Source organism: Pseudomonas zhanjiangensis, from assembly GCF_041027545.1.
Lineage (GTDB): Bacteria > Pseudomonadota > Gammaproteobacteria > Pseudomonadales > Pseudomonadaceae > Aquipseudomonas > Aquipseudomonas zhanjiangensis.
On record NZ_JBFTEG010000001.1, the window covers coordinates 281,119 to 306,906 of the forward strand.

Here is a 25,788-nt window from a genome sequence, read left to right on the forward strand (position 1 = left end):
GCGGTTTATTGGTCTTGTTAGAGCGCCTGCAGCTTGGCGTAGCTGAGCATCAGCCACTTGCTGCCCTCACTTTCGAAATTCACCTGCACCCGCGCCTGGGCGCCGGAACCCTCGAAGTTGAGGATGGTGCCTTCGCCGAACAGCGAATGCTGCACGCGTTGGCCGAGGCTGAAGGCGGTGTCCGGTACTTCGCTGCCGGCGAACAGGTTGCTGCCGCCCATGCCGCGGTTGCTCGAGGCGAACGGGCGGCTGACGCTGCCCGACAGGCGCACCTCCTGGATCAGCGCCGGCGGGACCTCGCGGACGAAGCGCGAGACCTTGTTGTAGGTCTCGCTGCCATACAGCCGGCGGGTCTCGGCATAGGTAACGAACAGCTTGTGCATGGCCCGGGTGATGCCGACGTAGGCCAGGCGGCGTTCCTCCTCCAGGCGGCCGGGTTCTTCCAGGCTCATCTTGTGCGGGAACAGGCCTTCTTCCATGCCGACCAGGAACACCAGGGGGAACTCCAGGCCCTTGGCGCTGTGCAGGGTCATCAGCTGAATGCTGTCCTCGTTTTCCGCGGCCTGGGTGTCGCCGGCTTCCAGCGAGGCGTGGCTGAGGAAGGCCTGCAGCGGGGTCAGCTCGTCGTCTTCGTCGTTCTCGAAGGCGCGCGCGGCGCTGACCAGCTCCTCGAGGTTCTCGATCCGCGCCTGGGCCTTCTCGCCTTTCTCGGCCTGGTGGTAGGCGATCAGCCCGCTCTGCTCGATCACCGTCTGGGTCATCAGGTGCAGGGGCATCTCCAGCACCTTGGCGGCCAGGTTGTCGATCAGTTCGACGAAGCCGGCCAGGGCGCCCGAGGCGCGGCCGGGCAGGGCCTTGGCGGCGATCATCAGGCGGATCGCCTGCCACATCGACAGCTCGTGGGCGCGGGCGTATTCGCGGATCGCCTCGACCGTCTTCTCGCCGATGCCGCGGGCCGGCACGTTGATCACCCGTTCCAGCGCCGCGTCGTTGCCGCGGCCGTCGAGCAGGCGCAGGTAGGCCATGGCGTTCTTGATCTCGGCGCGCTCGAAGAAGCGCTGGCCGCCGTAGATGCGGTAGGGAATCTTCTCGCGCAGCAGGGCCTCTTCGAGTACCCGCGACTGGGCGTTGGAACGGTAGAGGATGGCGATCTCGCTGCGCTTGAGGCCGTCCTTGCGCAGGGCGTCCTCGATCGACTCGACCACGTAGCGCGCCTCGTCGTGCTCGTTGAACGCCGCGTACAGACTGATCGGCTCACCGTCGCCGCCCTCGGTCCACAGCTCCTTGCCCAGGCGCCCCTGGTTGTTGGCGATCAGGGCGTTGGCGGCCTTGAGGATGCCGGCGGTGGAGCGGTAGTTCTGCTCCAGGCGGATCACCTCGGCGTCCTTGAAGTCGTCGGAGAACTGCTGAATGTTCTCGATCCGCGCGCCACGCCAGCCGTAGATCGACTGGTCGTCGTCGCCCACCACCATCAGGCTGTCGCCGCCCTTGGCCAGCAGGCGCAGCCAGGCGTACTGCACGGCGTTGGTGTCCTGGAACTCGTCGACCAGGATGTGGCGGAAGCGCCGCTGGTAGTGCTCGAGCAGGCCCGGCTTGTCGCGCCACAGGTCCAGCGCGCGCAGCAGCAGCTCGGAGAAGTCGATCACCCCGGCGCGGGCGCAGGCCGCCTCGTAGGCCTCGTAGATCTTCAGCATGGTGGCCAGGAACAGGTCGCCGCCGGGCTGGATGTTCTTCGGCCGCAGGCCTTCGTCCTTCTGCCCGTTGATAAACCACTGGGCCTGGCGCGCCGGCCAGCGCTGCTCGTCCAGGCCCAGCTCGCGGATCACCCGCTTGACCAGGCGCTGCTGGTCGTCCGAGTCGAGGATCTGGAAGTTCTCGGCCAGGCCGGCCTCCTGCCAGTGGGCGCGCAGCAGGCGATGGGCCAGGCCGTGGAAGGTGCCGACCCACATGCCGGCCGGATTCATCCCGAGCATCTGCTCGATGCGCGCGCGCATCTCGGCGGCGGCCTTGTTGGTGAAGGTCACCGACAGGATGCTGTGCGGCGAGGCGCGCTCGACCTGGATCAGCCAGGCGATGCGGTGCACCAGTACGCGGGTTTTGCCGGAACCGGCGCCGGCCAGGACCAACTGACGGCCCAGGCCGGCGGCTACGGCCTGGCGTTGGGCATCGTTGAGGGAGTTCAGCAGAAAGGAGAGATCATCGCGCATCGCGGCATTCTAGGGGGCGCCGCCGAGCAGGGCAAACCAGCGATGACCGGCCAGGCGCTAACGGACCGGCGGTAGCGCGCCAGCTGCCGGCTCGCTCTGCCGCCCGGGCCGCGACGAAAGTCGCAACTCTGTCGCTGAAATTGCCCCCTGCCCCAGTTGGGCGGAGCGTCTAGCTCGGGTATGCTGCGCCGACGCCTAGGCAACCATTACAAGAAAATCGCCTATGATCCACACCCCTGGCGGCATAGTCGCCGAGTTGACCCAGAACGAGATGCGCGGCATTCGCCAGCAGTATGCGACGGATCTCGACATCGAAAGAACCCGCCTGCTCTACCAGGGCTCGCGGCTGCCGACCCTATTCATGCTGCTCAACGGCGTGGCCTGCGCCTATTTGCTGTGGACGCCACAGTCGCGCGCGTTGCTGTCCGGCTGGCTGATCTGGCTGTTGCTGCTGGCGGTGCTGCGTCTGGTCCAGGTCAATGCCTTCCATGCCGCTGCGCCGAGCCGCCAGGCCCACCCGGACTGGCAGCGCAAATTCCTGATTGGCGCCGCCGCCTCCGGCCTGACCCTGGCTTTCGCCGCCGTGGCCCTGGTGCCGGGCGAGGCGTTCTACCAGCAGGCCCTGGTCTACGGCCTGATCGCCACGGCGATTCTCTCGGCCAGCGTCGCCTATGCGGTCAGCCTGCCGGCCTTTGTCGCCTTCGCCGTGCCCTGCCTGCTGCCGACCTCGGTATTCCTGCTGTTCAGCGAGGATCACCTGCAGCGCGGCTGGGGCCTGCTCGGCGGCGTCCTGTTGCTGGCCCTGCTGGTGGTGGCCTGGCAGGTCAACCGCCTGGTGCAGCGCAGCCTGCTGCAGCGCTTCCATAACCAGGCGTTGATCGCCAGCCTGGAGCGCGCCAAGTCGCAGGCCGAAGAGCTGAACCGGGAGCTGGCCCACGAGGTCGAGCAGCGCCGCCGCGCCGAACGGGAGCTGCGCGGCGCCCATGACGAACTGGAGATGCGCGTGGCCGAGCGCACCCTGGAGCTGGATGACGCCACCCATGCCCTGGGCAAGAGCGAGGCGCGCCTGGCCCTGGCCCTGGAGGCCAGCGAGCTGGGGCTGTGGGACTGGAACCTGGAAAGCGATGAGGTGCACCACTCGCAGCTCAGGGAAATATTCGGCCTCGACCCCGAGCAGGTCCACGCCATGCTGCGCGACCTCAAGCCGCGCCTGCACCCGGACGACCTGCCGCTGCTGCGCCGGGCCCTGGTCGAGCACATGAAGGGGCGCAGCGATGGCTACCAGGTCGAGTACCGGGTCAAGCACGCCGACGGCCACTGGGTGTGGGTCGAAGACCGCGGCCGTGCGGTCGAGCGCGACGTTCATGGCCGGGTCCTGCGCATGCTCGGCACGCGGCGCAGCATCACCGCGCGCAAGCATCAGGAAGAACAACAGCGCCTGGCCGCGACCGTGTTCGAGGCGGCCAGCGAGGGCATCCTCATCCTCGACCCGGATTACCGGCTGCTGGCGGTCAACCAGGCCTTCTGCCAGGTCACCGGCTACCGCCGGGAGGAACTGGTCGGGCAGAGCGTGGTGGCCTTGATTGGCAGCCGCGAGTCGCGGCGCCAGTATCAGTCGATCCGCCTGGAACTGGAGCAGCGTGACCACTGGCAGGGCGAGCTGACCGAGACGCGCAAGAACGGCGAGCTCTATCCGCAATGGCTGCACCTGAGCGTGGTGCGCGACTCGCGCGGCAGCGTCAGCCATATCGTCGGTTTCTTCGCCGACCTGACCACGCGGCGTCAGACCGAGGAGCGCCTGCGCTACCTGTCGCACTACGACGACCTGACCGGCCTGGCCAACCGCAGCCTGTTCCGCGAGCGCCTGCACGAGGCCAGCCAGCGTGCGCGGCAGAGCGGCCGCAGCCTGGCCCTGCTGCATATCGACCTGGACCGTTTCAAGCTGCTCAACGACAGCCTCGGCCACGACCTGGCCGACCAGTTGCTGCGCCAGATGAGCCGCCGCCTGACCCAGGCGGTGCCGGAAGCCGACACCATCGCGCGGCTGTCCGGCGACGAATTCGCCGTGCTGATCGATGCCTACGGCAGCCTGTCGAGCCTGGCGCGCCTGGCCAGCCGGCTGCTCAGCAAGCTGCGCCTGCCGCTCACCGTCGGCGGCCAGGAACTGGTGATCAGTGCCTCGGTCGGCATCAGCCTGCTGCCGGACAACGCGCGGGAAATCTCCGCGCTGATCAGCCAGGCGAACATGGCCAAGGAGCACGCCAAGCACCTGGGGGGCAATACCTTTCAGTTCTTCACCGACAACCTGCAGGCCAGCACCCTGGAGCGCCTGCAACTGGAAACCCAGTTGCGCAAGGCGATCGAGGAGGGCCAGCTGGAGGTGTTCTACCAGCCCAAGCTGTGCCTGGCCGACGACAGCCTCAACGCCGCCGAGGCGCTGGTGCGCTGGCGCCACCCGGAGCGCGGCCTGGTGCCGCCGGGCGAGTTCATCCCGCTGGCCGAGGAAACCGGCCTGATCGCGCCGATCGGCGAGTTCGTCCTGCGTCAGGCCTGCCAGCAGGCGCGCGACTGGCAACGCCAGGGGCTGGCCGACATCCGCGTGTCGGTGAACCTGTCGGTGCATCAGTTGCGCCAGGGCAACCTGACCAGTCAGGTACGCCAGCTGCTCAAGGAAACCGGGCTGCCGGCCCACCTGCTCGAGCTGGAGCTGACCGAGAGCCAGTTGCTCGACAACGTCGAGAGTGTGATCGCCACCTTCCAGCAGCTGCGCGACCTGGGGGTCAAGCTGGCGATCGACGACTTCGGCACCGGCTACTCCTCGCTCAGCTATCTCAAGCGCTTCCCGGTGGACTACGTGAAGATCGACCAGGCCTTCATCCGCGGCCTGGCCCCGGGCAGCGAGGACGCGGCCATCACCCGGGCGATCATCGTCATGGCCCACAGCCTGGAGCTGAAGGTGGTCGCCGAGGGGGTGGAAACCCAGGAGCAGATGGATTTCCTCAAGGCCCAGTATTGTGACGAGATCCAGGGCTTCCTGATCAGCAAGCCCCTCGAAGCCGCCGCCCTGGTCAGCCTGCTCCACGAGCAGGCCGGCCTGGCCTGAGCTCGGCCCATCGCTACTTTGGTGCTAGCCAATCGCTGCTTTTGTACAAGAGTCGGGTAAAAGGCACACAAAATATACTGTCTTTGCCGAGCCACTTAATGAGAGCCGCACGATGAATCTTCCGTTGCCGTCACTGATCGCGTTAAGCGTTGCATTGCTTTCACCCCTGACCAGCCACGCCGCAGACGAGGGCATGGCGGCCGCCGGCCGTCAGCTGTTCAATCACCATTGCACGGCCTGCCACTCGCTGGACACCAGTCAGAATGCCTTCGGTCCGAGCCTGGTCGGCGTGCTGGGTCGCCCGGCGGCCAGCGTGCCGCGCTTCGCCTACTCCAAGGCCATGCAGGCTTCCGGTCTGAGCTGGAACGAGGACAACCTGCGCAAGTGGATCAGCGACAACGAAGCCCTGGTGCCGGGCACCCGCATGCGCCATGTGTCCATCACCGACAAGGCCGAGCAGGACTACCTGATCAGCTTCCTGCGCACCCTCTAGTAGCCGAGCCCGCGCCGCCGGCACGGTTACTCCATCCACTGGCGTCCGTGGCGTTCGAGCAGGCCCTGCAGCTGTTCCGGGCCGTCGCTGCCGGCCGGATAGGGGCGTGGGCTCTGGTAGTGCTGGTGCCAGCCCTTGATGATGGGGTCGACCCACTGCCAGGCGGCCTCCACCTCGTCGCGGCGCATGAACAGCGTCGAATCGCCCTCGATCACGTCCAGTAGCAGACGTTCGTAGGCGTTCCATCGACGTTTGCGGCGGAACGCCTGGGCCAGGTTGAGGTCCAGTTCGACCGGTTCCAGGTGCATGCCCTTGCCCGGGGTCTTGGCCATCAGCTGCAGGCTGATGCGTTCCTCCGGTTGCAGGCGGATCAGCAGCTGGTTGACCTGGCAGCCGGCGAACAGCCGGTGCGGCACCGGCTTGAACTGGATGAGGATCTCCGAGGTCTTCTTCGCCAGTCGCTTGCCGGTGCGCAGGTAGAAGGGCACGCCGGCCCAGCGCCAGTTGTCGATCTCGGCCTGGACGGCGACGAAGGTCTCGGTATCGCTGTCGTTGTCCACGTTTTTCTCGAAGTAGTACGCAGGCACCTCCTGCCCGCCGATCTTTCCGGCGGTGTACTGGCCGCGCACGGTCTTGTCCTGCACGTCGAGGCCGGAGATCGGCTTGAGCGCCTCGAGCACCTTGACCTTCTCGTTGCGCACCGCCTCGGCGTCGAAGCGCACCGGCGCCTCCATGGCTACCAGGCAGAGCAGCTGCAGCAGGTGGTTCTGCACCATGTCGCGCATCGCCCCGGCGTGGTCGTAGTAGCCGCCGCGTTCTTCCACGCCGAGGGTCTCGCACACGCTGATCTGCACGTGATCGATATGCCCGGCGCGCCAGGTCGGTTCGAACAGGGCGTTGCCGAAGCGCAGCGCCATCAGGTTCTGCACCGTCTCCTTGCCCAGGTAGTGGTCGATGCGAAACACCCGCGACTCGTCGAACACCGCGCCGATCGCCGCGTTGATCGCCTGGGCCGAGGCCAGCGAGTGGCCGATCGGCTTCTCCAGCACGATGCGCGCCTGGGCGCCGGCCAGGCCGGCGTTCTGCAGGTGCGCGGCGATGTCCTCGAACAGGTCCGGCGCGGTGGCCAGGTAGTAAACCCGCACCCGCTCTGCGGCGGCGCCCAGGTGCTTGGCCAGGCGGCCGAAGTCGGCACTCTGGCCGGCGTCCATGGCGAAGTAGTCGAGGCGCGCGGCGAAGCTGTGCCAGCTGTCGTTGTCGAAGTCGGCCCGTTCGACCTGGGCGCGGCAGTGGCGCTCGGCCAGGGTCTGGTAGGCGGCAAGGCTGTGGCGCTTGCGGGCCAGGGCGATGATCCGCGTGTCGGCGTGCAGGCGGCCGTCGCGATGCAGGTGGTAGAGCGCCGGCAGCAGTTTGTGCAGGGCCAGATCGCCCGTGCCGCCAAAGACCAGCATGTCACAGGAAATGCTCAAAGCAGGAACTCCGACTCGGTTTGACCGTGCGGGCTGGGCGGTCATGTAGTATAACTACAAGGCCACTACAACCCGGCCTGCGCCGATCATAACCGAGTCATGCCTCGGCTGAGGATCGGCCGGCGGATTCGATACTTTCAGCAGAGTCTATTTCTTGTGAATTTGTTGCAGCACATAGCCCAGTCGCGTCACCTGTTACGCAAATCGGAACTCAAGGTGGCCGACCACGTGTTGCTCGACCCGGCGGCGGTGATGCACAGCTCCATGGCCGAGCTGGCGCACAACGTCGGCATCAGTGAGCCGACCATCGTGCGCTTCTGTCGGGCCATCGGCTGCAGCGGCTTCCAGGACCTCAAGCTCAAGCTGGCACAGAGCCTGGCCGCCGGTGCCAGCTTCGGCCAGTTCGCGATCCACGAGGACGATTCGGTCGCCGACTTCAGCCTGAAGATCTTCGACACCACCCTGCACACCCTGATGGAGGTGCGCGAGCACCTCGACCCGCAGGCCCTGCAGCAGGCCATTGCCGCCTGCGCCCAGGCCCAGCGCGTGGAGTTCTATGGTTTCGGCGCCTCCGGCGCGGTCGCCGCCGATGCCCAGCACAAGTTCTTCCGCCTGCTGCTCACCGCCGCGGCCTACTCGGACCCGCACATGCAGGCGATGAGCGCGGTGACCCTCAAGCCCAGCGACGTGGCCATCTGCATTTCCCAGTCGGGGCGCTCCAAGGACCTGCTGATCACCGCCAACCTGGTGCGCGAGAGCGGCGCCACCCTGATCACCCTATGCCCCAGCCAGACCCCGCTGGCCGACCTGGCCACGGTCAACCTGGCCATCGACGTGCAGGAGGACACCGAGATCTACACCCCGCTGACCTCGCGCATCGCCCATCTGGTGGTGATCGACGTGCTGGCCATGGGCGTGGCCATGGCCCGCGGGCCGAGCCTGGTCAACCACCTCAAGAGCGTCAAGCGCAGCCTGCGCAGCCTGCGCCTGTCGCCCAAGTCGGTGAAGGCCAGCGAGGAGCACTGAGGCGCGCCGCCGGCCGGCGGTCACCGCAGCGTCATCACGCCGCCGTCAAAGCGTCACACCCCGGGCCGATGCTGGAACTCCCGTTATTCGGCCTGGGAGACCCGAGATGGCTCGCTACCTGGATGAATCGCAGTCGAACGAAACGAAGACCCGCCGCAAGCTGCTCGACCAGCGCCGCATGGCCTACCGCCGGGCCATCGAGAGCTACGCCGAACAGCGTCAGCTGCAGGAGCAGCTGAGCGATTACCCCGAGCTGATCGCGGTTAACTACCTGGCGTCGAGCCGGGCGCTGCAGCCGCGAAGCGCTCCGCCAGGGCGTTGATCTCGCTGCGGCGGTTGCGCACGAAGGCGAAGAACGCTTGGGCCACCGGCGACAGGTATTTGCCGCGCGGGTGCACCACGCACCAGCTGCGCAGCAGCGGCAGTTCGCCGACGGGCAGTTCGCACAGGGCGCCGGACTGCAGTTCGCGGCGCACCGCATGGCGCGGCAGCAGGGCCAGGCCGAGGCCGGCGATCACCCCTTCGAGCTGACTCTCGGTGGAGCCGACTTCCAGGGTCTGCGGGAAATGCGCGCGCTTCTGGTGGCAGTATTCCTCGCCGGCCTGGCGCGTACCGGAGCCGGCTTCGCGCAGCAGCAACGGCCAGGCGGTGAGGTCCTGCAGGCTCAGCTGCTCGCGGGCGCACAGCGGATGGTCAGGCGAGGCCACGGCGATTATCGGGTTGTTGAGGAAGGGCAGGAACTCCAGGGCCATGTCCGCCGGCACCTGCGACATGATCAGCAGGTCGTCGCGGTTGGCGCTCAGGCGGCGCACCGCCTGGGCATGGTTGACCACCACCAGCTGCAGGCCGACTTCCGGGTAGTCGCGGCGAAAGGCGGCGAACAGGTGGGGGATCAGGTACTTGGCGCTGGACTCCACGGCCAGGCTGAGCTGGCCCTGCAGCGAGCCCTGGAGGTCGGCCAGCTGCATGTCGAGGCTCTCCAGGCGGCCGAAGATATCGGCGCTGGCGCGCTGCAGGGCCTCGGCGGCGTCGGTCAGATAGAGCTTCTTGCCGATATAGTCGAACAGCGGCTGGCCGACCAGTTCTTCCAGCTGGCGAATCTGCAGGCTGACCGCCGGCTGGGTCAGCGCCATGTCCTCGGCGGCGCGGCTGTAGGAGCGCTGCTCGCACACCGAGCGGAACACCTGAAGCTGGCGCAGGGTCATGCGCATCAGGGACTTACGCATCGCAATGGTCTCTTGCCGAAGGCCCGGGCGAGCCTGTCCTGGGTCAATATAAGTTTTTACTTATGGCCACTCAAATAATTATTGATTTTTGTTAATCAGCCATGCGACGTAGGGTGGTCGCAGTGCCGCTGGACGAGCAGCGGCCGGGTTTCGACCGGCTTGTCCGGTTTGCTGGTTACCGATTCACCTGCGCCTGGTCGAGGACAAGACTTGTGATCAAGAAAATCCTGATTGCCAACCGCGGCGAGATTGCCGTGCGCATCGTGCGCGCCTGCGCTGAGATGGGCATCCGCTCGGTGGCGGTCTATTCCGATGCCGACAGCATGGCCCTGCATGTCAAGCGCGCCGATGAGGCGCACTGCATTGGCGCCGACCCCCTGGCCGGCTACCTGAACCCGCGCAAGCTGGTCAATCTGGCGGTGGAGACCGGCTGCGATGCCCTGCACCCGGGCTATGGTTTTCTGTCGGAGAACGCCGAACTGGCGGAGATCTGCGCCGAACGCGGGATCAAGTTCATCGGTCCGGCGGCCGAGGTGATCCGCCGCATGGGCGACAAGACCGAGGCCCGGCGCAGCATGATCGCCGCCGGCGTGCCGGTCACCCCGGGCACCGAGGGCAACGTCGCCGACCTGGCCGAGGCCCTGCGCGAAGGCGAGCGCATCGGTTACCCGGTGATGCTCAAGGCCACCTCCGGCGGCGGCGGCCGCGGCATTCGCCGCTGCAACAGCGCCGAGGAGCTGGAGCAGGCGTTTCCCCGGGTGATTTCCGAGGCGACCAAGGCCTTCGGCAGTGCCGAGGTGTTCCTGGAGAAATGCGTCGTCAATCCCAAGCACATCGAGGCGCAGATCCTCGGCGACAGCTTCGGCAACGTAGTGCACCTGTTCGAGCGCGACTGCTCGATCCAGCGGCGCAACCAGAAGCTGATCGAGATCGCTCCCAGCCCGCAGTTGACCCCCGAGCAGCGCGCCTACATCGGCGACCTGTCGGTGCGTGCGGCCAAGGCGGTGGGCTACGAGAACGCCGGTACCGTGGAGTTCCTCCTGGCCGAGGGCGAGGTGTACTTCATGGAGATGAACACCCGGGTCCAGGTCGAGCACACCATCACCGAGGAAATCACCGGTCTGGATATCGTCCGCGAGCAGATCCGCATCGCCGCAGGGTTGCCGCTGTCGGTCAAGCAGGAAGACATCATCCACCGCGGCTATGCCCTGCAATTTCGCATCAACGCCGAGGACCCGAAGAACAACTTCCTGCCCAGCTTCGGCAAGATCACCCGCTACTACGCGCCGGGCGGCCCCGGCGTGCGCACCGACACGGCGATCTACACCGGCTACACCATTCCGCCCTACTACGATTCGATGTGCCTGAAGCTGGTGGTCTGGGCCTTGACCTGGGAAGAGGCGCTGGACCGCGGCCTGCGCGCCCTGGACGACATGCGCGTGCAGGGGGTCAAGACCACCGCCGCCTATTACCAGGAGATCCTGCGCAACCCCGAGTTCCGCAGTGGCCAGTTCAACACCAGTTTCGTCGAGAGCCATCCGGAACTGACCCAGTATTCGATCAAGCGCAACCCGTCGCACTTGGCCCTGGCCGTCGCCACCGCTATCGCCGCCTACGCCGGCCTGTGAGGATTTGAGAAATGGTTAAGACCCCTGTTTCTAAAAAAATAACCGTTACCGATACCATCCTGCGCGACGCCCACCAGTCGCTGCTGGCCACGCGGATGCGCACCGAAGACATGCTGCCGATCTGCGACAAGCTCGACCAGGTCGGCTACTGGTCGCTGGAAGTCTGGGGCGGCGCCACCTTCGACGCCTGCATCCGCTTCCTCAAGGAGGATCCCTGGGAGCGCCTGCGCAAGCTCAAGGCGGCGCTGCCCAACACCCGCCTGCAGATGCTCCTGCGCGGGCAGAACCTGCTCGGCTACCGCCACTACAGCGACGATGTGGTGCGCGCCTTCGTGGCCAAGGCGGCGGTCAACGGCATCGATGTGTTCCGCATCTTCGACGCGATGAACGACGTGCGTAACCTGCGTGTATCGATCGAGGCGGTGAAGGCAGCCGGCAAGCATGCCCAGGGCACCCTCAGCTACACCGTCAGCCCGGTGCACACGGTCGAGGCCTATGTCGCTCAGGCCAAGGCCATGCAGGCCATGGGCATCGACTCGGTGGCGATCAAGGACATGGCCGGCCTGCTCACCCCCTACGCGGCCTATGACCTGGTCAAGGCGCTCAAGGCCGAGGTCGACCTGCCGGTGTTCGTGCACAGCCACGACACCGCCGGTCTCGGCGCCATGTGTCAGCTCAAGGCCATCGAGGCCGGCGCCGACCATATCGACACCGCCATCTCCAGCATGGCCTGGGGCACCAGCCACCCGGGCACCGAGTCGATGGTCGCCGCGCTCAAGGGCAGCGAGTACGACACCGGCCTGGACCTGGAGTTGCTGCAGGAGATCGGCCTGTACTTCTACGCGGTGCGCAAGAAGTACCACCAGTTCGAGAGCGAGTTCACCGGCGTCGACACCCGGGTGCAGGTCAACCAGGTGCCGGGCGGGATGATGTCCAACCTGGCCAACCAGCTCAAGGAACAGGGCGCGCTGGACCGCATCGACGAAGTCTTCGCGGAGATCCCGCGGGTGCGCGAGGACCTCGGTTTCCCGCCGCTGGTGACCCCGACCTCGCAGATCGTCGGTACCCAGGCGGTGTTCAACGTGCTCGCCGGTGAGCGCTACAAGACCATCACCAACGAGGTGAAGCTCTACCTGCAGGGCCGCTACGGCCTGGCGCCGGGCAAGATCAACGAGCAGCTGCGCAAGCAGGCGATCGGCAGCGAAGAGGTGATCGACGTGCGCCCGGCCGACCTGATCAAGCCGGAAATGGCCAAGCTGCGCGGCGAGATCAATGTGCTGGCCAAGTCCGAAGAGGACGTGCTGACCTACGCCATGTTCCCCGATATCGGCCGCAAGTTCCTCGAGGAGCGCGAGGCCGGCACCCTCACTCCCGAGCCCCTGCTGCCGATTCCCGAGGCCGGTGGCGTGGGCGCCGCCGGCGGCGAAGGGGTGCCGACCGAGTTCATCGTCGACGTCCACGGCGAGAGCTACCGGGTCGACATCACCGGCGTCGGTCTCAAGGGCGAGGGCAAGCGCCACTTCTACCTGTCGATCGACGGCATGCCGGAGGAAGTGGTGTTCGAGCCGCTCAACCAGTTCGTCAGCGGCGGCGGCAACAAGCGCAAGCAGGCCAGCGCGCCGGGTGACGTGACCACCAGCATGCCGGGCAATATCGTCGAGGTCCTGGTCAAGGAAGGCGACGTGGTCAAGGCCGGCCAATCGGTGCTGATCAGCGAGGCGATGAAGATGGAGACCGAGGTGCAGGCGCCGATCGCCGGCACGGTCAAGGCCGTGAATGTGGTCAAGGGCGACCGGGTCACCCCGGGCGAAGTCCTGATCGAGATCGAGTGAAGGCCGCCGCATGTATCGCCAGCCAGGCTTCCTGATGTCTTTTAACGAGTGAGTCCTCCGGGAGCCGCAAGGCTCCCTTTTTTTGCCCGGTCGATTCGTGTCGGCCGATACAGGAGAGTGAGATGGGTATCGATCCGGTGGTGTTGTTCTTCGTCTTCGGCCTGGCGGCCGGCCTGCTCAAGAGCGAGCTGAAGCTGCCGCCGGCGCTGTACGAGACGCTGTCGATCGTGCTGCTGCTGGCGATCGGCCTGCACGGCGGGGTGGAGCTGGTGGCGCATGCCAGCCTGACCCTGCTGGCCCAGGCCCTGCTGGTGCTGTCCCTGGGCGTGTGCCTGCCGCTGCTGGCCTTCGGCCTGCTGCGCGGCCTGCGTTTCGACCGGATCAACGCCGCGGCGGTGGCGGCCCACTATGGTTCGGTCAGCGCCGGTACCTTCGCCGTGGTGGTGGCCTATATGGTCTCGCGCGAGATCGCCTTCGAAAGCTATATGCCGCTGTTCGTGGCGATCCTGGAGATTCCGGCGATCCTGGTCGGCATCGTCCTGGCCAAGGGCATCAGCCGCGACACCCATTGGGGCGAGTTGGGCCGGGAGATCTTCCTCGGCAAGAGCATCATGCTGCTGCTCGGCGGCCTGGTCATAGGCGCGGTGGCCGGCAAGGAGGCGATCAAGCCGCTGGAGCCGCTGTATACCACCATGTTCAAGCCGGTGCTGGCGTTCTTCCTGCTGGAGATGGGCCTGATCGCCTCCGGTCAGCTGGGCTCGCTCAAACAGTTCGGCCTGCGCCTGGCCAGCTTCGCCCTGGTCATGCCACTGCTCGGCGCGCTGATCGGCGCCCTGCTGGCGCGCTTCATGGGCCTGTCGCTGGGTGGCACCGCGATGCTCGCCACCCTGGCGGCCAGCGCCTCCTATATCGCGGTGCCGGCGGCCCTGCGCCTGGCGTTGCCCCAGGCCAATCCCTCGCTGTCTTTGACCGCGTCCTTGGGGATCACCTTCCCCTTCAACATCCTGATCGGCATTCCGCTCTACCACGGTCTGGCCGCACAACTCATCGCCTGGGGGCTCTGACATGAACGTATCGACCCGTACCCTGCTCACCGTGATTTGCGAGGCGGCCCTGGAGAAGAAGCTGGTGGCCGAACTGGAGCACCTCGGCGCCCCCGGCTGGACCATCTCCGACGCCCGTGGCCGCGGCGGCCGCGGCGTGCGCAGCGCCGGCTGGGACACCGAGGGCAATATCCGGGTGGAGATCATCTGCGCCCGCGAGCTGGCCGAGCGCCTGGCCGAGCACCTGCAGCAGCACTACTACGCCGACTACGCCATGGTCAGCTACCTGGCCGAAGTCGAGGTATTGCGCCCCGCCAAGTTCTGAACGCAGTGTGATTCGGCGCCGTCGCCGTTCGTCTAGCAGCGGTAGCCCGGGCGCCGCCCGGGCCCCGCTGCGAGGCCGAACATGCAAGCGCTGTTGAACGATATCCTCGATGAAGTCCGCCCGCTGATCGGCCAGGGCCAGGTGGCCGGCTATATCCCCGCGCTGGCCAGCGTCGAGCCTCGTCAGCTGGGCATTGCGGTGTACAGCAACGACGGCGAGCTGTTCTGTGCCGGCGATGCGCGCACGGCCTTCTCGATCCAGAGCATCTCCAAGGTGTTCAGCCTGGTCCAGGCCATCGACCATTCCGGCGAGGCGATCTGGCAACGCCTCGGCCACGAGCCGTCCGGTCAGCCGTTCAACTCGCTGGTGCAGCTGGAGTTCGAACGCGGGCGACCGCGCAACCCCTTCATCAACGCCGGCGCCCTGGTCATCTGCGACATCAACCAGTCGCGCTTCGCCGCGCCGGCGCTGTCGATGCGCGACTTCGTCAGGCGCCTGTCCGGCAACCCGGAGCTGGTCATCGACAACCGGGTGGCCGAGTCGGAGTACCAGCACCGCGCGCGCAACGCCGCCATGGCCTACCTGATGCAGGCCTTCGGCAACTTCCATAACGAGGTCGAGGCGGTGCTGCGCAGCTATTTCAGCCACTGCGCGCTGCGCATGAGCTGCGCCGACCTGGCCCGGGCCTTCTGTTTCCTGGCCAATGACGGCTTCTGCAAGCACAGCGGCGAGCAGATTCTCACGCCGCGGCAGACCAAGCAGGTCAACGCGATCATGGCCACCAGCGGGCTGTACGACGAGGCCGGCAACTTCGCCTATCGGGTCGGCCTGCCGGGCAAGAGCGGGGTCGGCGGCGGCATAGTCGCGGTGGTGCCGGGGCGCTTCAGTGTCTGCGTGTGGTCGCCGGAGCTGAACGCCGCCGGCAACTCCCTGGCCGGCATGGCGGCGCTGGAGTCGCTCAGTCAGCGCATCGGCTGGTCGGTGTTCTGAACCGCCCGGCGACCGCGTCGGACGCCGACCCCGGGGCCCGCTGAATCGATAGCGCGTGATCCACCCTAGAGCAGCTTGCGGAACTGGACGAAGCCGGAGCGCTCGGCCACCCGCTCATACAGCAGCATGGCGCGGCTGTTGCTCTCGTGGGTCAGCCAGTGCACCCGGGCGCAGCCGGCTTCGCGGGCCCGGGCGTAGACGTACTCGATCAGCTGGCGGCCGACGCCGCTGCTGCGCACGTCCTTGGCGATGAACAGGTCCTGCAGGTAGCAGTAGTCTTCCACGGTCCAGCAGGAGCGATGGAAGACCCAGTGCACCATGCCGATGGCCTTGCCCTCGTGCCAGGCCAGGGCGGCATGCATCGGCTCGGCCGGATCGAGAAAGCGCTGCCAGGCCACCTCGCTGGCCTCGGCGGGGATCTCCATCATGTAGAAGCGCTGGTAGCCCTGCCACAGCGGCAGCCAGGCGGCCTGGTCGGCGGCGCTGACGGGACGGACCTCGGCGGGAATACGAACGGCCATCGGGCAACTCCTTTCGGTATGACTGAACATCCTGTAACGCTTGCGCGCCGCCTGCAAGTGCTGCGCGCGGGCCGGGTCGCCGAGACCGCCTGCTTCAGTCGGCCCGTTCGCCGCACAGGTCGAGGGCGAACCAGTGTTCCACCTCGGCCTGCGCCAGCCCGGCGCCGAGCAGGGCGAACAGCTTGCCCAGCGCCGCCTCGCGGGTCATGCCGCCGCCCGAGACCAGGCCGCTGGCGGCCAGCTGGCTGCCGGCGGCATACACGCCGAACTCCACATGGCCCTGCAGGCACTGGCTGATAGCCGCCAGCACCACGCCCTGTTCATGGGCCGCTTCGAGCGCGGCCAGCAGCCCGGCGTCGTCCGAGGGGCCGGTGCCGCTGCCGTAGCATTCCAGCAGCAGGCCGCGCACGCCGCTGGCCAGCAGGGCCTCGACCTGGGCGGCCTGGATGCCGGGGTAGAAGGGCAGCACGGCCAGGCTGACCGGCTGGCGCGGCTGGCGATAGTCCAGGGCGGTCGGCAGGCTGGCGGCGCGCGCGCTGCGGCGCAGGCGTGGCAGCTCGGCGAAGGCGCCGAGTGAGGCGCTGGCCAGCTTGCTGACCCGCGCGCCGTGCAGCAGCTTGCCATCGAAATACAGGTGCACGCCGGGGGCGACGCCCCGCTGCAGGGCGGCCATGGCGCCGAACAGGTTGTCCCAGGCATCGCTGCCGTCGGCGCCGGCCGGCTTCATCGAGCCGGTCAGCAGCACCGGCAGGTCCAGGCCCAGGAGCAGGAAGCTCAGGGCGCCGGCGCTGTAGGCCAGGGTGTCGGTGCCGTGCAGCACTAGCACGGCGTCGCAGCCGTCCTGCTCGACGCCGGCGCGGATCGCTGCGACCATCGCCAGCCAGTTGGCCTGGCTCATGTTGGCGCTGTCGATCGGCGGCAGCAGCTCGCGGAAGGTCCATTCGGGCAGGTCACGGCCCTGCTCCAGCGCCTGCTGGGCGCGCATCCGCGCCTCGAAGCCGGCGGCCGGTGCCAGGCCCTCGGCGCTCTGCTGCATGCCGATGGTGCCGCCGGTATAGAGCACCAGCAGTTTTGTGCAAGCCATGACGGCTCTCCTCTCCTAAAAAAACAGGGGGCCTAGCCCCCTGTGTCTAACCTAGCCGATCGCTCAGCGCTGATAAACGCTGTCGCCGATGGTACCCAGGTCGGCCGCCTGTGGGGTCGCCGGTTTGGCCGGCCATACCGCCGGATCCAGGTCCAGGTCGGCGAACTGCGCCGGGTCGAGCACCGGCGATTCGACGCCGGCCTTGATCTGGCTGTCGTAGTCGCGCATCAGGCGCAGGCCGACCTTGAACAGCAGGGCCAGGGCCACCAGGTTGGCGATGGCCAGCAGGCCCATGGTCACATCGGCGAAGGCGAACACGGTGCCCAGGTCTTGCACCGAACCCCAGAGTACCAGGCCGACCACCAGCACGCGGTAGACCTGCACCGGCCAGCGCTTGCTGGTGAAGAAGCCCAGGGCATTCTCGCCGAGGTAGTAGTTGTAGATCAGGGTGGTGAAGACGAACAGCAGCAGGGCGATGCTGACGAACACCCGGCCCCACTCGCCGACCACCGCGGCCATGGCGGTCTGGGTCAGGACCACGCCGGCCATCTCGGTACCCGGCTGGTAGACGCCCGACAGCAGGATGATCAGCGCGGTGCAGCTGCACAGGATCAGGGTGTCGATGAACACGCTGAGCGACTGCACGATGCCCTGGGCGACCGGGTGCTTGACCTCGGCCACGGCGGCGACGTTGGGCGCGCTGCCCAGCCCCGCCTCGTTGGAGAACAGGCCGCGCTTGACGCCCATGATGATGGCCGCGCCGATGCCGCCGGCGAAGGCCGGCTCCAGGCCGAAGGCGCTGTTGACGATCAGCGCCAGGGTGGCCGGAATCGCGTCCAGGTTGCTGCCGATGACGAACAGGGCCATGGCGATGTAGGAGAAGGCCATGGCCGGCACCAACACGTCGGCGAACTTGGCGATGCGCTTGATGCCGCCGAAGATGATCAGGCCGATCACCGCCACCAGGGCGATGCCGCTGGCCAGGGTGGGCAGGCCGAAGGTGTCGTGCAGCGAGCTGGCCACGGTGTAGGACTGCACGGCGTTGAAGCCGAAGCCGAAGGTCACCAGCAGCAGCAGGGAGACGACGATGCCCAGCCAGCGCTGGCCGAGACCGTGCTCGATATAGAAGGCCGGGCCGCCACGGTAGCCGCCATCGGGCTCGCGGCGCTTGTACAGCTGGGCCAGGGAGCACTCGAAGTAGCTGGTGGCCATGCCGACCAGGGCGACCATCCACATCCAGAAGATCGCGCCCGGGCCGCCGAGCATGATCGCCACCGACACGCCGGCGATGTTGCCGGCGCCGACGCGGCCGGCGACGCTGAGCATCAGCGCCTGGAACGAGCTGAGCTGGCCCGGCTGGTGCTGGAAGGCCTCGCGGAAGATGCGGAACATGCTGCCGAAGTAGCGCAGCTGGACAAAGCGCGAGGCCACGGTGAAGTACAGACCAAGGCCGATCAGCATGACGATCAGCAGCTTGCTCCAGATAAGGTCGTTGAGAAGATCTAGCATGGTGGGAAGGTCTCTCTTGTTGTTCTGGCGGGAAGCGCAAATGGTTGGCCAGATGGACCCGCCGTGCAATTTCGCGGGTGGCGTCGAATAGGCGCGAGTTGATGCTACAATCGCGTCGCTCGCACCAATGGAGGCCGCCGCATGCCGGACTATCTGGGTGACAACCTCAAGCTGCTGTGCAGCCACTATCGCTCGATCGCCGAGGTCTGCCGGCAGCTGGCGATCAACCGCGCCCAGTTCAACAAGTACCTCAGCGGGCAGAGCCGGCCGACCGCCTACAACCTCAAGCGCATCTGCGATTTCTTCGGCGTCGAGGCCTTCGAACTGGGCCTGCCGGGCGAGCAGTTCGCCGAGCTGATCGGCGCGCGCAGCGCCGGCCAGGCGCAGCAGGCGGCCGGCGACCCCCTGCTGGAGTTCCTCCAGCCGTTGCGCGAGCATTCCAGCAGCCTGGCGCGCTACTGCGGCTATTACTTCGAATACGCCAACTGCATGTCGGTGCCGGGCAAGATCCTGCTGTCGCTGGTGCAGCTGCGCGAGGAGCGCGGCAGCTACCTGTTCGAGCGCCAGGAGCGCCAGGAGCCGTCGCGCGCCGTCGGCGGCGCGGCGGAGGACTGGGTGCGTTGCCGCTACCTGGGAGCCGCCTTCTACCTGCAGGACCGGCTGTTCCTGATCGACTACGAGTCGCTGACCGGCAACGAGATGAGCCAGACCATCCTGATCCCCAGCTTCAAGAGCCGTATCAGCCGCCTCAACGGCCTGAAGACCGGGGTGTCCAGCGGCGACCGGCGCACCCCGGCCTGCACCCGGGTGGTCTGGGAGTTCCTCGGCACGGAGATCAACCGGGTCAATGCCTACCGCCAGGTGATGCTCTACAGCCCGGACGATCCGCGGATCGATGCCGATATCCTGCAGCGGCTGACGGCGGCGGATATACGCGACGGCCTGTTCGAGATCGAATAGGCCGCTCAGCCCTGGCCAATGCCGCCGCGCAGTGCTTCCAGGCGCTGCCGTTGCCGGCCGTCGTCGGCGAAGTTGGCCGGCGCCAGCCAGCGCTCGAAGGCGGCGCGGCAGCGCGGCCACTCCCGGTCGATGATCGAGAACCAGGCGCTGTCGCGGTTACGCCCCTTGACCACCATGTGCTGGCGGAAAGTGCCTTCGTAGACGAAGCCCAGGCGCTCGGCGGCGCGCATGGAGCGGGTGTTCAGCGCGTTGCACTTCCACTCCAGGCGGCGGTAGCCGAGGCTGCCCATGGCCCGCTCGGCCAGCAGATAGACCGCCTCGGTGGAGGCCGGGCTGCGCTGCATGGCGGCGCCGAAGGCGATATGGCCGATCTCGATGCAGCCGTCCCTGGGGGTGATGCGCAGGAAGCTGAGCAGGCCGACGGCGCGCCGGCTGGCCAGCTCGATCACGGCGAAGAATTGCGGGTCGGCAGCGGCGGCATTGCCGGCCAGCCAGGTATCGAAGCCGGCGCGTTCGCTGAACGGGCCGTAGGGCAGGTAGTCCCACAGCGCGGGGTCGGCGCCCGGGCCCTGCAGGGCCTGCCACAGGTCGTCGCCATGGGCGGCCGGGTCGAGTGGCTCGAGGCGCACGTACTGGCCGTCGAGCGGTGCGCGGGCGGGGACTGGCACGGGCTGCCAGTCGAGTCGGGTGGCTTCGGTCATGGGGCGACTCCCGTTCAGAGCAGGTGGCGGTACTGGATGAAACCCGAGCGCTCGGCGATGCGCTCGTACAGCTGCATGGCGTCGCCATTGCTCGCGTGGGTCAGCCAGTGCACCCGCGTGGCGCCCGAGTCACGGGCCTGGGCGTAGACGTGTTCGATCAGCCGGCGGCCGATGCCCGCGCCGCGGCTGTCGGCGGTGACGAACAGGTCCTGCAGGTAGCAGCTGTTTTCCACCGACCAGTTGGAGCGGTGGAAGATCCACTGCACCAGCCCTACGGCCTGGCCATCGCACCAGGCCAGGGCGGCGTGGGTCGGCTCGCCGGGGTCGAGCAAGCGCTGCCAGGTAACGGCGCTGGTCGCGGCCGGCAGCGCGGTTTGATAGAAGGCCAGGTAGCCCTGCCATAAGGGTAGCCAGGCGGCGTGGTGCGCGGCAGCGATGGGGCGGATCTCGATCGTCATGGGGCGTTCCTGGGCTGGGTCAGTGAGGGCCGTTCATCCGCGCGGCCAGCTCAAGGTCGCGGGCCTCCAGGCTGGCGGCCAGGCCCTCGCGCACGCCGGCCTGGTCGGCGGTGCTGCGGTTCTGGCCGAGCTTCCATTTGCCTTCCAGGCGCTGGATCGGCAGGGCGAAGCCGACGATGGCGCGCAGCATGCCGTCGATATAGTCCCGCGGTGCATCGCTGACCGCCCAGGGTTGGGCGCGGCCGGCTTCATGCTGGTCGCTGAGGCGGCCGACCAGGGTCAGCAGGCGCTCGGCGTCGTCGAACAGCTCGGCCCGGCCGTAGGCGTGCACGGCGACGTAGTTCCAGGTCGGCACCACCTTGCCGTGCTCGGCCTTGGCCGGGTACCAGCTGGGGCTGACGTAGGCCTCCGGGCCATTGAATATCACCAGCGCCTCCTGGCCATCAGCCAGCGCCCGCCAGTGCGGATTGGCCCGGGCGAAATGGCCGTAAAGGGTGCCGAACTCACCTTCCTCGGCCACCAGCAGCAGTGGCAGGTGGCTGGCCTGCAGGCCCTCCGGGCCCTGGCTGATGACCGTGGCCAGACGCGCCTCGGCGATCTGTTGGTGCAGGGCGGCGAGGTCGTCCTGGCGAAAGGATGCAGGCAGGTACATGAACAGACTCCTTATGGGGAGCGTTCATGCTAGGCAGGATATTGGTCCGTTGTAAGATCCATTTTCTTCGACTTTCATGGGGCCAATGACATGGGCATTCCCGCACCGCTGCCGGTCGATCTGTCCGGCATTCGCCTCGACCCCGGCCAGGGTCTGGCCCGCCAGCTGTACCAGGCACTGCGCCAGCGCATCCTCGATGGCCGCCTGGCCAGCGGCATCCGCCTGCCGGCCAGTCGCGAGCTGGCGGCGCTGCTGGGCATCTCGCGCAACACCGTCGGTCGTGCCTTCGATCAGCTGTATGCCGAGGGCTATGTGCAAGGGCGGGTCGGCGACGGCACCTATGTGGCCGAGCTGGCCGCGGTGGTGCGCCCGGCGCCGCCGCCCGTCCACGCCGGCCCGGCACCCCGCGCGGCCTTGCGGCGGCTCGCCGAGCACCATCTGCCCGCCGCACTGGACGGGCCGCCGCGGGCCTTCCGCGTCGGCGTGCCGGCCTTCGACCTGTTTCCCTTCGAGACCTGGGCGCGGCTGTCGGCGCGCTTCTGGCGCAAGCCGTCGCCGGCGCGCCTGGGCTATGGCGACCCGGCCGGCGACGCGCAGCTACGCGAGCTGATCGCCGCCTACCTGCGCAACAGCCGCGGCCTGCACTGCGACCCGGCGCAGATCCTGGTCACCTGCGGCGCCCAGCAGGCCATCAGCCTGTGCGCCCAGTTGCTGGTCGAACCGGGTGACCGGGTGGCCATCGAGAACCCGGGCTACCGCGCCGCCGGGCATGCCTTCGCGGTGGCCGGGGCGCAGCTGGCGGGCATCGATGTGGATGACCAGGGGTTGGACACGGCGGCGCTGGCGCGAGCGGGGCGCTGCCGCCTGGCCTATGTCACGCCTTCGCACCAGTACCCCACCGGCGTCACCCTGTCGCTGGCGCGACGCCTGGAACTGCTCGACTGGGCCGAACGCCAGGACAGCTGGATCGTCGAGGACGACTACGATGGCGAGTATCGCTATCGCGGCACGCCGCTGGCACCACTGGCCGCGCTGGACCGTCAGGGGCGGGTGCTCTATGTCGGCACCTTCTGCAAGATCGCCTTCCCGGCGCTGCGCCTGGGTTACCTGGTGCTGCCGCCGGCGCTGGCCGAGGCCTTCGCCCGGCGCCGGGCCCTGGACATGCGCCACTCGGAGATCGGCAGCCAGGCGGTAATGGCCGAATTCATCGCCGCCGGCCACTTCCAGCGGCATATCCGGCGCATGCGCGGCGCCGCCCAGGCTCGTCGTGATGCCCTGCTGGCCGGCTGGCCGAGCGAGGTGCCGGGCTGCTCGCCGTTGCCGGCGGTGGAGGCCGGCCTGCACCTGTGCGTGCGGGTCGACAGCCTGGCCCGCGAGCGCCAGCTGATCGCCGCGGCAGCGGCCGTGGGGGTCGAGCTGAACGCCCTCAGCGACTACTGGCTGGCCGGCAGCGGGCCTCCGGCGGACCGCCGCGCCGGCCTGGTGCTGGGCTTTGCCGCGGTGCCCGAGGCGCAGATCGCCGCGGCCCTGCAGGCGCTGCGTCGGGCCTGGGGCGTCTAGCGGCCGGGCTCAGCACAGCTCGGGATTCTTCGCGCAGCTGCCATAGCCCTCGCGGCGCATCTGCTCCAGCGCCGCCTGCAGGCGCTCGACCACCTCGTCCGGGGTGTCCTTGTTCAGCGCCAGGTACAGCTGCGAGGTCTCGAAGCTCAGGGCGGTGCGCAGGCCGCTGGCGCCCTGCTGCTTGGCGTAGTGACGCCAGACCGGGTCGGAGGTGGCCCAGAGGTCGATCTGGCCGCGTTGCAGCTTGCGGATGTTTTCTTGGTCGCGCAGCGCGTTCAGCGGGGTAAAGCCCAGACGCTCCAGGTACTGGCTGACCGCGGCGCTCTGGTAGGCGCCGATGCGGTAGGCCTTGGCCTGCTCCAGGGTGGCCGGCCGCGGGCCGCCGTGCTCGAGGCCGACCAGCACGCTCTGGTACTGGGCGATCGGGCCGACCCACTTGAACAGCGGCTTGCGCGCCTCGCTCAGCGAGGTGGAGAACAGGCCGTGGTTGGGCGTGGTCATCGCCTGCTTGTAGATGCGGTCCCAGGGGAAGCGCAGGGTCAGGCTGTAGGCGATGTCGGCGCGCCTGAACATCTCGCGCACGATGTCGGCGCTGATGCCCCGGATGTTCGCGTCGCGGGCGAAGTTCTTGTCGTTCGCCGCCATGTTGAACGGCGGGAAGTTCTCGGTCAGCAGCACCACCCGGTAGTCGCGGGGCAGTTCGGCGCGGGCGAGGGTGCTCAGCAGCAGGCCGAGCAGCAGGCAAAGCGGGGCATGACGGCGCATGGTCGATCACTCCTGAATGGCCCAGGCTCCCGCGCCGGCATCGGGCCGCGCGGGACCTGTGATGCAACGAAAACCGCCCGGGAAGGTCCGGGCGGCTGCGGTTCAGCGGTGCTGCAAGGCGTTGGCGGGCGGCTGGTAGGCCGCGTCTGGCCGCGTTGCCCGCGGGGCCTGGCGATCACGTTGGCCAGGGACGTAGCGCCTGAGCAGCAGCGCCAGGGCTGCCAGCAGCAGCCAGAAGAGGGCGCCCAGGCCGATCAGGGCGATGATGGGCGCCTGGCTCCAGAGCCAGTCGTCGAGTAATTCCAGCATGGCGTCTCACCTGTTCTTGTAGTTGTCCGGGACTGCGGAGGATGACGCCGCAGCGCCGCCCGGCTGGGCGACGCTGACGGACGACAAGGGGTGTCCGCTGCATGGATAGCCCGCCCCGCGCGGTCGTTTCCGCCTGAGTGTGCCGACACAGATAGCCGCCGTGGGTCAGGGCTGGACCCTGGCGCGCGGCAGCATGAACGCGGAGTCGACTGCGCTGGGCTGACTATTCCGGGCGCTAGCGCATCGGGGGTGGCCCGAGGCGTGGCGGTGAGAGACGGCTTGGGTCGAGCTGTTTCATGGTGTCACCCTTGAGTTTATTTATTGGTAAGCCCGCGCCGCGTGATAGCGGCGTGTTGGCCGCCGGCTCCCTCCGGCTGTGCGCCTGCGCCGGTTGGGCGCAGCCGCCCCGCACGTCCCTGTGCGGGTGTTGCTCTGGGCGGTGGCTCAGGCCTTGAGCGGCACCAGGCGCGGCGCGATCATGTTTTCCGGGCGCAGGATGTCGTCCAGGGTGGCGTCGTCCAGCAGTTGCTCCTCGCGCACCAGCTCCAGCACGCCGCGGCCGCTGTCCAGGGCCAGCTTGGCGATGCGGGTGGCGTTCTCGTAGCCGATGTAGGGGTTGAGCGCGGTGATCAGGCCGATGGAGTTCTCCATCAGCGCGCGGCAATGCGCCTCGTTGGCGCTGATGCCGTTGATGCAGTGCTCGCGCAGCATGTCCATGGCGCGCTGCAGCAGGCGGATCGAGTCGAAGATCTTGTAGGCGATCAAGGGCTCCATGACGTTGAGCTGCAGCTGGCCGCCCTCGGCGGCGATGGTCAGGGCCAGGTCGTTGCCGATGATCTCGAAGGCCACCTGGTTGACCGCCTCGGGGATCACCGGGTTGACCTTGCCGGGCATGATCGAGCTGCCCGGCTGGCGCGGCGGCAGGTTGATCTCGTTGATCCCGGTGCGCGGGCCGCTGGAGAGCAGGCGCAGGTCGTTGCAGATCTTCGACAGCTTGACCGCGGTGCGCTTGAGCATGCCGGAGAACAGCACGAAGGCGCCCATGTCGCTGGTGGCCTCGATCAGGTCGGCGGCCGGCACCAGCGGCTGGCCGCTGATGGCGGCCAGGCGGTCGACGGCCAGTTGCTGGTAGCGCGGATCGGCGTTGATCCCGGTGCCAATCGCGGTACCGCCCAGGTTGACCTCGGTAAGCAGTTCCGGGGCCAGGCTGCGCAGGCGCGCCAGGTCTTCGCCGAGGGTGGTGGCGAAGGCGCGGAACTCCTGGCCGAGGGTCATCGGCACCGCGTCCTGCAGCTGGGTGCGGCCCATCTTCAGCACGTGGGCGAAGGCCTCGCCCTTGGCGGCGAAGGCACCGATCAGGCTGTCGAGGCTGGCCAGCAGGGTGTCGTGGCCGAGCAGCAGGCCGAGGCGGATGGCGGTCGGGTAGGCGTCGTTGGTCGACTGCGCCATGTTGACGTCGTTGTTCGGGTGCAGGTACTGGTACTCGCCCTTGGCGTGGCCCATGGCCTCCAAGGCGATGTTGGCGATCACCTCGTTGGCGTTCATATTGGTCGAGGTGCCGGCGCCGCCCTGGATCATGTCGACCACGAACTGCTCGTGGAAGTCGCCGCGGATGATCCGCGCGCAGGCTTCGCTGATCGCCGCGTGCTTGGCCGGGCTCAGGTGGCCCAGTTCGCGGTTGGCGTCGGCGGCGGCCTGCTTGACCATGGCCAGGGCGGTGACGAACTTGGGGTAGTGCGCCAGCGGCACGCCGGACAGGCGGAAGTTGTGCACGGCGCGCAGGGTCTGAATGCCGTAGTAGGCTTCGGCAGGCACTTCGAGGGTACCGAGCAGGTCTTTTTCGACGCGGAAGGATGCAGCAGCGGACATGATGGGGATTTCTCGGGAATATGCGGCGAGTGCCGCGATGCCTTGTAGAATAAGGATC

At 67.8% G+C, this 25,788-nt stretch carries 23 protein-coding genes; 11 read left to right on the forward strand and 12 right to left on the reverse strand.

Going from position 1 to position 25,788, the window contains the following annotated elements:
- Window positions 1–17: 17 nt before the first annotated feature.
- Window positions 18–2,207 (reverse strand): DNA helicase II, encoded by a 2,190-nt coding sequence (uvrD, locus tag AB5S05_RS01300; protein WP_369285599.1) that lies wholly within the window; start codon window positions 2,205–2,207, stop codon window positions 18–20.
- A gap of 223 nt (window positions 2,208–2,430) precedes the next feature.
- On the opposite strand from uvrD, the gene AB5S05_RS01305 reads away from it, so the two are divergent.
- Window positions 2,431–5,310, forward strand: a complete 2,880-nt coding sequence (locus AB5S05_RS01305; RefSeq protein WP_369285600.1) for a putative bifunctional diguanylate cyclase/phosphodiesterase — start codon at window positions 2,431–2,433, stop codon at window positions 5,308–5,310.
- A 112-nt stretch (window positions 5,311–5,422) separates the two neighbouring features.
- Window positions 5,423–5,803 (forward strand): c-type cytochrome, encoded by a 381-nt coding sequence (locus AB5S05_RS01310; RefSeq protein ID WP_369285601.1) that lies wholly within the window; start codon window positions 5,423–5,425, stop codon window positions 5,801–5,803.
- Window positions 5,804–5,829: 26 nt separating this feature from the next.
- Here the strand turns inward: AB5S05_RS01310 and zwf are convergent, their stop codons facing one another.
- On the reverse strand, window positions 5,830–7,317 hold the full coding sequence (gene zwf, locus AB5S05_RS01315) for a glucose-6-phosphate dehydrogenase (protein WP_369285602.1): 1,488 nt from the start codon (window positions 7,315–7,317) through the stop codon (window positions 5,830–5,832).
- A 111-nt stretch (window positions 7,318–7,428) separates the two neighbouring features.
- Here zwf and hexR point away from each other — a divergent pair, with 111 nt between their 5' ends.
- Complete coding sequence (gene hexR / locus AB5S05_RS01320) at window positions 7,429–8,298, forward strand: transcriptional regulator HexR (protein ID WP_369285603.1); 870 nt, start codon at window positions 7,429–7,431, stop codon at window positions 8,296–8,298.
- A gap of 106 nt (window positions 8,299–8,404) precedes the next feature.
- Window positions 8,405–8,620 carry a PA3496 family putative envelope integrity protein gene (locus tag AB5S05_RS01325; RefSeq protein WP_369285604.1) on the forward strand — a complete coding sequence of 72 codons (216 nt, stop codon included), beginning with the start codon at window positions 8,405–8,407 and terminating at the stop codon, window positions 8,618–8,620.
- On the opposite strand, the gene AB5S05_RS01330 is transcribed toward AB5S05_RS01325, so the two are convergent.
- Entirely contained in the window at window positions 8,562–9,524 is a 963-nt protein-coding gene (locus AB5S05_RS01330; protein WP_369285605.1) for a LysR family transcriptional regulator, read from the reverse strand. The two genes, AB5S05_RS01325 and AB5S05_RS01330, sit on opposite strands and share 59 nt — an antisense overlap.
- 212 nt (window positions 9,525–9,736) lie before the next feature.
- Between AB5S05_RS01330 and AB5S05_RS01335 the strand changes: the two genes are divergently transcribed.
- From AB5S05_RS01335 to glsB, 5 genes are all read left to right on the forward strand, one after another.
- On the forward strand, window positions 9,737–11,152 hold the full coding sequence (locus AB5S05_RS01335) for an acetyl-CoA carboxylase biotin carboxylase subunit (protein ID WP_369285606.1): 1,416 nt from the start codon (window positions 9,737–9,739) through the stop codon (window positions 11,150–11,152).
- A gap of 11 nt (window positions 11,153–11,163) precedes the next feature.
- The gene (gene oadA, locus AB5S05_RS01340; protein ID WP_369285608.1) at window positions 11,164–12,984 is read left to right on the forward strand and encodes a sodium-extruding oxaloacetate decarboxylase subunit alpha; all 1,821 of its coding nucleotides are present in this window, start codon (window positions 11,164–11,166) and stop codon (window positions 12,982–12,984) included.
- Window positions 12,985–13,106: 122 nt separating this feature from the next.
- Window positions 13,107–14,048 carry a sodium-dependent bicarbonate transport family permease gene (locus tag AB5S05_RS01345; RefSeq protein ID WP_369285609.1) on the forward strand — a complete coding sequence of 314 codons (942 nt, stop codon included), beginning with the start codon at window positions 13,107–13,109 and terminating at the stop codon, window positions 14,046–14,048.
- Window position 14,049: 1 nt separating this feature from the next.
- A complete protein-coding gene (locus AB5S05_RS01350; protein WP_369285610.1) occupies window positions 14,050–14,352 on the forward strand; it encodes a DUF3240 family protein in 303 nt (100 codons plus the stop codon).
- Window positions 14,353–14,433: 81 nt separating this feature from the next.
- Complete coding sequence (gene glsB, locus AB5S05_RS01355) at window positions 14,434–15,342, forward strand: glutaminase B (protein WP_369285611.1); 909 nt, start codon at window positions 14,434–14,436, stop codon at window positions 15,340–15,342.
- Between the two features lie 65 nt (window positions 15,343–15,407).
- Here the strand turns inward: glsB and AB5S05_RS01360 are convergent, their stop codons facing one another.
- From AB5S05_RS01360 to AB5S05_RS01370, 3 genes are all read right to left on the reverse strand, one after another.
- Complete coding sequence (locus AB5S05_RS01360; RefSeq protein WP_438943521.1) at window positions 15,408–15,863, reverse strand: GNAT family N-acetyltransferase; 456 nt, start codon at window positions 15,861–15,863, stop codon at window positions 15,408–15,410.
- Window positions 15,864–15,957: 94 nt separating this feature from the next.
- Window positions 15,958–16,947 (reverse strand): asparaginase, encoded by a 990-nt coding sequence (locus AB5S05_RS01365; protein ID WP_369285612.1) that lies wholly within the window; start codon window positions 16,945–16,947, stop codon window positions 15,958–15,960.
- Between the two features lie 63 nt (window positions 16,948–17,010).
- Complete coding sequence (locus AB5S05_RS01370) at window positions 17,011–18,456, reverse strand: alanine/glycine:cation symporter family protein (protein ID WP_369285613.1); 1,446 nt, start codon at window positions 18,454–18,456, stop codon at window positions 17,011–17,013.
- Window positions 18,457–18,597: 141 nt separating this feature from the next.
- On the opposite strand from AB5S05_RS01370, the gene AB5S05_RS01375 reads away from it, so the two are divergent.
- Window positions 18,598–19,416, forward strand: a complete 819-nt coding sequence (locus tag AB5S05_RS01375; protein ID WP_369285614.1) for a helix-turn-helix domain-containing protein — start codon at window positions 18,598–18,600, stop codon at window positions 19,414–19,416.
- A gap of 5 nt (window positions 19,417–19,421) precedes the next feature.
- Here the strand turns inward: AB5S05_RS01375 and AB5S05_RS01380 are convergent, their stop codons facing one another.
- The 3 genes from AB5S05_RS01380 to AB5S05_RS01390 are packed head-to-tail and all read right to left on the reverse strand — an operon-like array spanning window position 19,422 to window position 21,227.
- The gene (locus AB5S05_RS01380; protein WP_369285615.1) at window positions 19,422–20,117 is read right to left on the reverse strand and encodes a GNAT family N-acetyltransferase; all 696 of its coding nucleotides are present in this window, start codon (window positions 20,115–20,117) and stop codon (window positions 19,422–19,424) included.
- A gap of 14 nt (window positions 20,118–20,131) precedes the next feature.
- On the reverse strand, window positions 20,132–20,575 hold the full coding sequence (locus AB5S05_RS01385) for a GNAT family N-acetyltransferase (protein WP_369285616.1): 444 nt from the start codon (window positions 20,573–20,575) through the stop codon (window positions 20,132–20,134).
- A gap of 19 nt (window positions 20,576–20,594) precedes the next feature.
- Window positions 20,595–21,227 (reverse strand): FMN-binding negative transcriptional regulator, encoded by a 633-nt coding sequence (locus AB5S05_RS01390; RefSeq protein ID WP_369285617.1) that lies wholly within the window; start codon window positions 21,225–21,227, stop codon window positions 20,595–20,597.
- Between the two features lie 90 nt (window positions 21,228–21,317).
- Here AB5S05_RS01390 and pdxR point away from each other — a divergent pair, with 90 nt between their 5' ends.
- The gene (gene pdxR, locus AB5S05_RS01395) at window positions 21,318–22,787 is read left to right on the forward strand and encodes a MocR-like pyridoxine biosynthesis transcription factor PdxR (protein ID WP_369285618.1); all 1,470 of its coding nucleotides are present in this window, start codon (window positions 21,318–21,320) and stop codon (window positions 22,785–22,787) included.
- Between the two features lie 9 nt (window positions 22,788–22,796).
- On the opposite strand, the gene AB5S05_RS01400 is transcribed toward pdxR, so the two are convergent.
- From AB5S05_RS01400 to AB5S05_RS01410, 3 genes are all read right to left on the reverse strand, one after another.
- The gene (locus AB5S05_RS01400) at window positions 22,797–23,552 is read right to left on the reverse strand and encodes a substrate-binding periplasmic protein (protein WP_369285619.1); all 756 of its coding nucleotides are present in this window, start codon (window positions 23,550–23,552) and stop codon (window positions 22,797–22,799) included.
- Between the two features lie 102 nt (window positions 23,553–23,654).
- On the reverse strand, window positions 23,655–23,861 hold the full coding sequence (locus AB5S05_RS01405) for a hypothetical protein (RefSeq protein ID WP_369285621.1): 207 nt from the start codon (window positions 23,859–23,861) through the stop codon (window positions 23,655–23,657).
- Window positions 23,862–24,305: 444 nt separating this feature from the next.
- Window positions 24,306–25,730 carry an aspartate ammonia-lyase gene (locus AB5S05_RS01410; protein ID WP_369285622.1) on the reverse strand — a complete coding sequence of 475 codons (1,425 nt, stop codon included), beginning with the start codon at window positions 25,728–25,730 and terminating at the stop codon, window positions 24,306–24,308.
- Between the last annotated feature and the right edge of the window lie 58 nt (window positions 25,731–25,788).

Bases quoted from the DNA above. Each gene is read 5' to 3' on its own strand.
- AB5S05_RS01330 (WP_369285605.1), bottom strand. From the start codon at position 9,524: ATGCGTAAGTCCCTGATGCGCATGACCCTGCGCCAGCTTCAGGTGTTC.
- AB5S05_RS01405 (WP_369285621.1), bottom strand. From the start codon at position 23,861: ATGCTGGAATTACTCGACGACTGGCTCTGGAGCCAGGCGCCCATCATC.
- AB5S05_RS01410 (WP_369285622.1), bottom strand. From the start codon at position 25,730: ATGTCCGCTGCTGCATCCTTCCGCGTCGAAAAAGACCTGCTCGGTACC.
- AB5S05_RS01325 (WP_369285604.1), top strand. From the start codon at position 8,405: ATGGCTCGCTACCTGGATGAATCGCAGTCGAACGAAACGAAGACCCGC.
- uvrD (WP_369285599.1), bottom strand. From the start codon at position 2,207: ATGCGCGATGATCTCTCCTTTCTGCTGAACTCCCTCAACGATGCCCAA.
- AB5S05_RS01305 (WP_369285600.1), top strand. From the start codon at position 2,431: ATGATCCACACCCCTGGCGGCATAGTCGCCGAGTTGACCCAGAACGAG.
- AB5S05_RS01365 (WP_369285612.1), bottom strand. From the start codon at position 16,947: ATGGCTTGCACAAAACTGCTGGTGCTCTATACCGGCGGCACCATCGGC.
- AB5S05_RS01385 (WP_369285616.1), bottom strand. From the start codon at position 20,575: ATGACGATCGAGATCCGCCCCATCGCTGCCGCGCACCACGCCGCCTGG.
- AB5S05_RS01345 (WP_369285609.1), top strand. From the start codon at position 13,107: ATGGGTATCGATCCGGTGGTGTTGTTCTTCGTCTTCGGCCTGGCGGCC.
- AB5S05_RS01370 (WP_369285613.1), bottom strand. From the start codon at position 18,456: ATGCTAGATCTTCTCAACGACCTTATCTGGAGCAAGCTGCTGATCGTC.
- AB5S05_RS01400 (WP_369285619.1), bottom strand. From the start codon at position 23,552: ATGCGCCGTCATGCCCCGCTTTGCCTGCTGCTCGGCCTGCTGCTGAGC.
- AB5S05_RS01380 (WP_369285615.1), bottom strand. From the start codon at position 20,117: ATGACCGAAGCCACCCGACTCGACTGGCAGCCCGTGCCAGTCCCCGCC.
- pdxR (WP_369285618.1), top strand. From the start codon at position 21,318: ATGGGCATTCCCGCACCGCTGCCGGTCGATCTGTCCGGCATTCGCCTC.
- AB5S05_RS01310 (WP_369285601.1), top strand. From the start codon at position 5,423: ATGAATCTTCCGTTGCCGTCACTGATCGCGTTAAGCGTTGCATTGCTT.
- AB5S05_RS01350 (WP_369285610.1), top strand. From the start codon at position 14,050: ATGAACGTATCGACCCGTACCCTGCTCACCGTGATTTGCGAGGCGGCC.
- glsB (WP_369285611.1), top strand. From the start codon at position 14,434: ATGCAAGCGCTGTTGAACGATATCCTCGATGAAGTCCGCCCGCTGATC.
- AB5S05_RS01390 (WP_369285617.1), bottom strand. From the start codon at position 21,227: ATGTACCTGCCTGCATCCTTTCGCCAGGACGACCTCGCCGCCCTGCAC.
- zwf (WP_369285602.1), bottom strand. From the start codon at position 7,317: ATGACCGCCCAGCCCGCACGGTCAAACCGAGTCGGAGTTCCTGCTTTG.
- oadA (WP_369285608.1), top strand. From the start codon at position 11,164: ATGGTTAAGACCCCTGTTTCTAAAAAAATAACCGTTACCGATACCATC.
- AB5S05_RS01375 (WP_369285614.1), top strand. From the start codon at position 18,598: ATGCCGGACTATCTGGGTGACAACCTCAAGCTGCTGTGCAGCCACTAT.
- AB5S05_RS01360 (WP_438943521.1), bottom strand. From the start codon at position 15,863: ATGGCCGTTCGTATTCCCGCCGAGGTCCGTCCCGTCAGCGCCGCCGAC.